This is a genomic window from Acidovorax sp. KPB24-03 (assembly GCF_057546605.1).
Window position 1 is genome coordinate 1 of sequence record NZ_BAAJYR010000218.1, and the last position, 5,810, is coordinate 5,810.

The following is a 5,810-nucleotide window of genomic DNA, read 5'->3' on the forward strand; positions in this document are numbered from 1 at the left end:
CGAACGCGGCGACGGGCGCCATGCCGTAGGCAAAGGCATCGCCGGAACTGGCGAGCATCTGGCGCAGCATGCCCACGGTCAGCAGGGCTTCCTCGGCCTCGGCGGCGAGCGGCATGCCCAGCGAGGCCGGGCCGCCACCGCCGCCCATGCCGCCAGGCATGCCGTACTGGCTGGGGTACGCGCCGGGATGGGGCGCGCCGTAGCTGCTCGCCGGGCCGCCGTAGCCGCCGCCGTGGCTGCTGGGGTAGGCGCCACCGTAGCCGGTGGCACGGCCCGTTGACTGGCCAGCCTGACCCGCCACCGCATAGCCCACCGGGACGATGCCGTTGTCGCGAAGGCTCTGGGCGGCGGTTTTGTAGACGGAGACGAGTTCGTCGCCCAGCACCTTGCGCATGTGGGCCATCCACACCTGGCGGACCTCGGCGGACACGCCCGTGTCGCCCACCACCTGCTGCAGGGCGCGGATGTAGTTCTCGGGGCGCAGGGGATTGCGCTCGGGCTGCACGCGCTGCAGGCCCTGCGCGGAGCTGACCAGGGTGTTGAGCTCGGCCAGCGTGGCCTCGGTGGCATGCACCGCGATCTGCTGGGCCCGCGACAGCTCGACCTGGGCCAGCACCTCGGACTCGTCCATGAGCGACAGCTCGCCGAAGTCCATGCCCGTTTCGTCGCCCGGACGCGCGCGCGGGTTGGAGGGGCCTTCGGCGAACACCTCCAGCAAGGCCATGGGGTAGGCCTTGGCCAGGGCGTCCTCGTGCTGCTTGATCAGCCGCAGCGCATCGGCCAGCAGCGTGCGCTGCTGGATGTTGCGCTCGGTGGACTCATCGCTGGCCAACGCCCCCTGGGTCACGCTGGTCAGCCGTCCCATCAACGCCTCGCCCTGCCGCACCGCGTTGACGACGCAGGCACGAAAGACCGTTCTGGACCGGGACGCGGGCAGGGACATGGTGGCGGGCGAGGAAAAGCGGCAGCAGCGACGATCCTAACGGGTTGTTGCTTACTTGAGTGCCTTGTAACGCATGCGCTTGGGCTTTGCGCCCTCTTCGCCCAGGCGTTTTTTTCTTGTCGGCTTCGTATTCCTGATAGTTTCCGTCAAAGAACACCCACTGGCTGTCGCCTTCCGCGGCCAGGATGTGCGTGGCGATCCGGTCCAGGAACCAGCGGTCATGGCTGATCACCAGCACGGTGCCGGCGTATTCCAGCAGCGCGTCTTCCAGGGCGCGGAGGGTTTCCACGTCCAGGTCGTTGGAGGGCTCGTCCAGCAGCAGGACGTTGCCGCCCGCGATCAGCGTCTTGGCCAGGTGCAGGCGCCCGCGTTCGCCCCCCGACAGGCTGCCGACCTTCTTTTGCTGGTCCGAGCCGTTGAAGTTGAAGCGGCCCGCGTAGGCGCGGCTGGCCATCTGGAACTTGCCGACGTTCAGGATGTCCAGGCCGCCGGAGATGTCTTCCCACACGGTCTTGTCGTTGCCCAGCTCGTCGCGGTGCTGGTCCACGAACGCCATCTTGACGGTGGAGCCCACCACCACCTGGCCGCTGTCCGGCTGCTCGCGGCCGGCCAGCAGCTTGAACAGCGTGGACTTGCCGGCGCCGTTGGGGCCGATGATGCCGACGATGGCGCCCGGGGGAATGCTGAAGCTGAGGTTGTCGATCAGCACACGGTCGCCGAAGGACTTGCTGACGTTATGGAACTCGAACACCTGCTGGCCCAGGCGCTCGGCCACGGGGATGAAGATTTCCTGCGTTTCGTTGCGGCGCTGGTATTCGAAATCGCTCAGTTCCTCGAAGCGGGCCAGGCGCGACTTGCTCTTGGCCTGGCGGGCCTTGGGGTTCTGGCGCGACCATTCCAGCTCCTTCTTCAGGGCCTTGGCGTGGGCTTCCTCGCTCTTTTGCTCCTGCGCCAGGCGGTCGCCCTTTTGCTCCAGCCAGGTGCTGTAGTTGCCCTTCCATGGAATGCCGCGGCCGCGGTCCAGCTCCAGGATCCATTCGGCGGCGTTGTCGAGGAAGTAGCGATCGTGGGTGATGGCCACGACGGTGCCGGAAAAGCGCTTGAGGAACACTTCCAGCCACTCGACCGACTCGGCGTCCAAGTGGTTGGTGGGCTCGTCGAGCAGCAGCATGTCGGGCTTGGACAGCAGCAGGCGGCACAGGGCCACGCGGCGCTTTTCGCCACCGGACAGCAGGCCGATCTTGGCGTCCCAGGCGGGCAGGCGCAGGGCGTCGGCGGCGATTTCCAGCTGGTGCTCGGAGTCGGTGCCGGCCGTGGCGATGATCGCCTCCAGCTGGGCCTGCTCGGCCGCCAGGGCGTCGAAGTCGGCGTCTTCGGCGCCGTAGGCCACATAGACCTCTTCCAGGCGCGCCTTGGCCGCGAACACCGCGCCCATCGACTCTTCCACGCTCTCGCGCACGGTGTGCTCGGGGTTGAGCTTGGGCTCCTGCTCCAGGTAGCCGATGGTCAGGCCCGGCATCGGAATGGCTTCGCCTTCGATTTCCTTGTCCACGCCGGCCATGATCTTGAGCAGCGTGGATTTGCCCGAGCCGTTCAGGCCGAGCACGCCGATCTTGGCGCCGGGGAAGAACGACAGGGAGATGTCTTTCAAGATCTGCCGCTTCGGCGGCACGGTCTTGCTGACGCGGTTCATCGAATACACGTATTGGGCCATTGGCTTTCTTTCCTTAGATGGGGGCTGCGCTGCCGGGGGTGCACGAGCGGCCGGGGAGGCCTGCCGGAAAAGCGCGTTCAGGCGGATTATCGGATGCTTTGGCGCCGGCGCTTTCGGCAACCCCGCAACGCGGTGCCCGCGCGCGACAGTTTGCCCCAGGGGCGGCCCGCCCGCGCCGCCTGCGTAAAGCCCCGACCGCCGGCGGGCATCTCGTGCCACAATAGCGCCCAGCCACCGGCTCCAGTGATCGGTGGCCTCAGCAACCTGCTGGGGACGACGAAGCCGCCATGCGGTGTTCTGGCTCCCATTCGTGAATCCCATCTGCCTTGACTGGCCGCAGCCCCGACATGGGTCCTGCGACAGGCCGATGCCCCCAGCGCCCGGACAGGGCGTTTCCTTGAATGAACTTTGACGAACTGAATCTGGCCCCAGCCATTCTGAAGGCCGTGCACGAACAGGGTTACGAAACCCCGACCCCCATCCAGGCACAGGCCATCCCCGCCGTGCTCGAGGGCCACGATCTGCTCGCCGGCGCACAGACCGGCACCGGCAAGACCGCCGCCTTCACCCTGCCCATGCTGCACCGCCTCTCGCAGGGCACGGCCCCCAAGAGCAAGTTCGGCGGCAAGGGCGTGCGCGCCCTGGTGCTCACGCCCACGCGCGAACTGGCCGCCCAGGTCGAGGAATCCGTGCGCGACTACGGCAAATACGTCGACATCTCGTCCACCGTCGTCTTCGGCGGCGTGGGCATGAACCCGCAGATCGACCGCATCAAGCGCGGCGTGGACGTGCTGGTCGCCACCCCCGGCCGCCTGCTGGACCTGCAGCAGCAGGGCTTCCTGGACCTGTCCACGGTCGAGATCCTGGTGCTGGACGAAGCCGACCGCATGCTGGACATGGGTTTCATCCACGACGTGAAGAAGATCCTCGCCCTGGTGCCCAAGGACAAGCAGAGCCTGCTGTTCTCCGCCACGTTCAGCGACGAGATCCGCGAGCTGGCCAACACGCTGCTCAAGAACCCGCAGAGCATCCAGGTCACGCCGCGCAACACCACGGTGCAGCGCATCACGCAGGTGATCCACCCCGTGGGCCGCGGCAAGAAGAAGCAGGTGCTGCTGCACATCATCCAGGAGCACGACTGGAGCCAGGTGCTGGTGTTCACCCGCACCAAGTTCGGCGCCAACAACGTGGCCGAGTTCCTCACCAAGAACGGCGTCAACGCCATGGCGCTGCACGGCAACAAGAGCCAGAGCGCCCGCACGCAGGCCCTGGCCGGCTTCAAGAGCGGCGACATCCGTGCGCTGGTGGCCACCGACATCGCGGCCCGCGGCATCGACATCGATGAGCTGCCGCACGTCGTCAACTACGAAATCCCCAACGTGTCGGAAGACTACGTGCACCGCATCGGCCGCACCGGCCGCGCGGGCGAAACCGGCGTGGCCGTGAGCTTCGTCAGCGCCAGCACCGAGGCGCACTGGCGCCTGATCGAAAAGCGCCAGCGCATGGCCCTGCCGCTGGAGCAGATCCCCGGCTTCGAGCCCACCGAGGCCGCGCCCGCCGCCCCGCCGGGCAACGGCGGCATCAAGGGCAAGCGCCCGAGCAAGAAAGACAAGCTGCGGGCGGCCGCGGCCCGCCAGGGCCAGGAGAACGGCGGCGCGGACGACTGAGCCGCGCCAGCCGTCTCCGCTCGATCAGGCCCGGGTGCGCGGGTACAGGGGGTAGGCCGGGTCGGTGTAGCCCGGGGTGGACGGGTGGCCCGGGGCCACCAGGTCGTTCACCAGCGCTTCGTCCTGCGCGGTGATCTCCACGCCCAGCGCCGGCGCGTAGTCCTGCCACTGCGCGAGGGTGCGCGGGCCGGCGATCACGGCGCTCACCGCGCGGTGCGCCAGCACCCAGGCCGTGGCGAACTGGGCCAGCGTCACGCCGCGTTCCTCGGCATGTTGTTTCAACTGCTGCGCGATCTGCAGCGATTCCTCGCGGAACTCGGTCTCGGCCATGCGCTTGTCGCCACGTGCCGCGCGCGTGCCCTCGGCGGGCGGCTGGCCCGGCAGGTACTTGCCGGTGAGCACGCCGCGCGCGATCGGGCTGTAGGGCACCACGCCCACGCCGTGGTGCGCGCAGGCCGGCAGGATCTCCACCTCGGGCATGCGGTTGAGCAGGTTGTAGTACGGCTGGCAGACCACGGGCCCGGGCAGGCCCATGCGCGCCGCCAGGTGTACCAGCTCCGTGATGCGCCAGGCGCGGAAGTTGGACACGCCCCAGTAGCGGATCTTGCCGGCGCGCAGCAGCGCATCGATGGCGAACAACGGCTCCTGCAGGTCCATGTCGTTGACGTCGCGGTGCAGGTACAGGATGTCCACGTGGTCGGTCTGCAGCCGGGCCAGGCTGGCATCCACCTCGCGCAGCATCCAGGTGCGGGAATACTGCGATTCGTTCACCCGGTCGGACATCTTGTTGCCCAGCTTGGTCGCCAGCACCCAGTCGTGGCGCTGGCCCTTGAGCAACCCGCCCAGCATCGTTTCCGAGGCTCCCCGGGTGTACACGTCGGCCGTGTCGATGAAGTTCACGCCGCGCTCGCGCGCGTCGGCCACGATGGCCGCGGCCTCGTCGCGCCCCGTCTGGTCGCCGAACATCATGGTGCCCAGGCACAGGGCGGAGACTTGCAGGTTGCTGCGGCCAAGGCGGCGGTATTGCATGGCAGGGACCTTTCGGTGAGAAGAAAAAGAGGGAGAAGAAGCGAACCCGGCGGGCGCGCGCGGCAGGTCAGTAGTGCGGCGGCAGTTCGTCGCGCAGGCTGCGCACGGCCGCACCGCCGCCTTCGGGGATCTGCTGGCGCAGCTGGGACACCTCGGCGATGAGCCGGTCGATCTGCTGCTGTTGCCGGTAGATGGTGAGGTTGAGCTGGTCGAGCAGGTCTTCGGCGAAGCTGGCCTTGATCTCCAGCTCGTTCAGGCGCTGTTCGTTGGGATGGGTGTCGGGCATGCCGCTATTGGAACCCAAACCACGCTTCACCCGCCGCCGGTGCCTGGCGACGCCCCCAGCACCCGTGCCACCAGCTGTCGGGCGGGGGCCGGCAGCGCGTCCAGTTCCCGCACGCACAGCACCAGCGAGCGCACGGCCCACGCATCGTCCAGGGCCACGGCCCGCACGCCG

3 protein-coding genes and 2 pseudogenes are annotated in these 5,810 nt (G+C 68.2%); 1 reads left to right on the plus strand and 4 read right to left on the minus strand.

The window, feature by feature from the left end; translation table 11 throughout:
* The coding region (locus AC27KI_RS17550; RefSeq protein ID WP_487114983.1) for a DUF1631 family protein at window positions 1-943 on the minus strand (943 nt) is incomplete at its 3' end.
* Window positions 944-994: 51 nt separating this feature from the next.
* Window positions 995-2,657, minus strand: a pseudogene (ettA, locus tag AC27KI_RS17555) (energy-dependent translational throttle protein EttA).
* A 401-nt stretch (window positions 2,658-3,058) separates the two neighbouring features.
* On the opposite strand from ettA, the pseudogene AC27KI_RS17560 reads away from it, so the two are divergent.
* Window positions 3,059-4,112, plus strand: a pseudogene (locus AC27KI_RS17560) (DEAD/DEAH box helicase); the annotation flags it as partial.
* 236 nt (window positions 4,113-4,348) lie between these two features.
* Here the strand turns inward: AC27KI_RS17560 and AC27KI_RS17565 are convergent.
* Together AC27KI_RS17565 and AC27KI_RS17570 are read right to left on the minus strand one after the other, a co-directional pair.
* Window positions 4,349-5,353: an aldo/keto reductase gene (locus AC27KI_RS17565; RefSeq protein WP_487114985.1), complete on the minus strand. Its 1,005-nt coding sequence runs from the start codon at window positions 5,351-5,353 to the stop codon at window positions 4,349-4,351.
* Between the two features lie 67 nt (window positions 5,354-5,420).
* Entirely contained in the window at window positions 5,421-5,639 is a 219-nt protein-coding gene (locus AC27KI_RS17570; protein ID WP_272564107.1) for a SlyX family protein, read from the minus strand.
* Window positions 5,640-5,810 lie beyond the last annotated feature (171 nt).

Bases quoted from the DNA above. Each gene is read 5' to 3' on its own strand.
- AC27KI_RS17565 (WP_487114985.1), bottom strand. From the start codon at position 5,353: ATGCAATACCGCCGCCTTGGCCGCAGCAACCTGCAAGTCTCCGCCCTG.
- AC27KI_RS17570 (WP_272564107.1), bottom strand. From the start codon at position 5,639: ATGCCCGACACCCATCCCAACGAACAGCGCCTGAACGAGCTGGAGATC.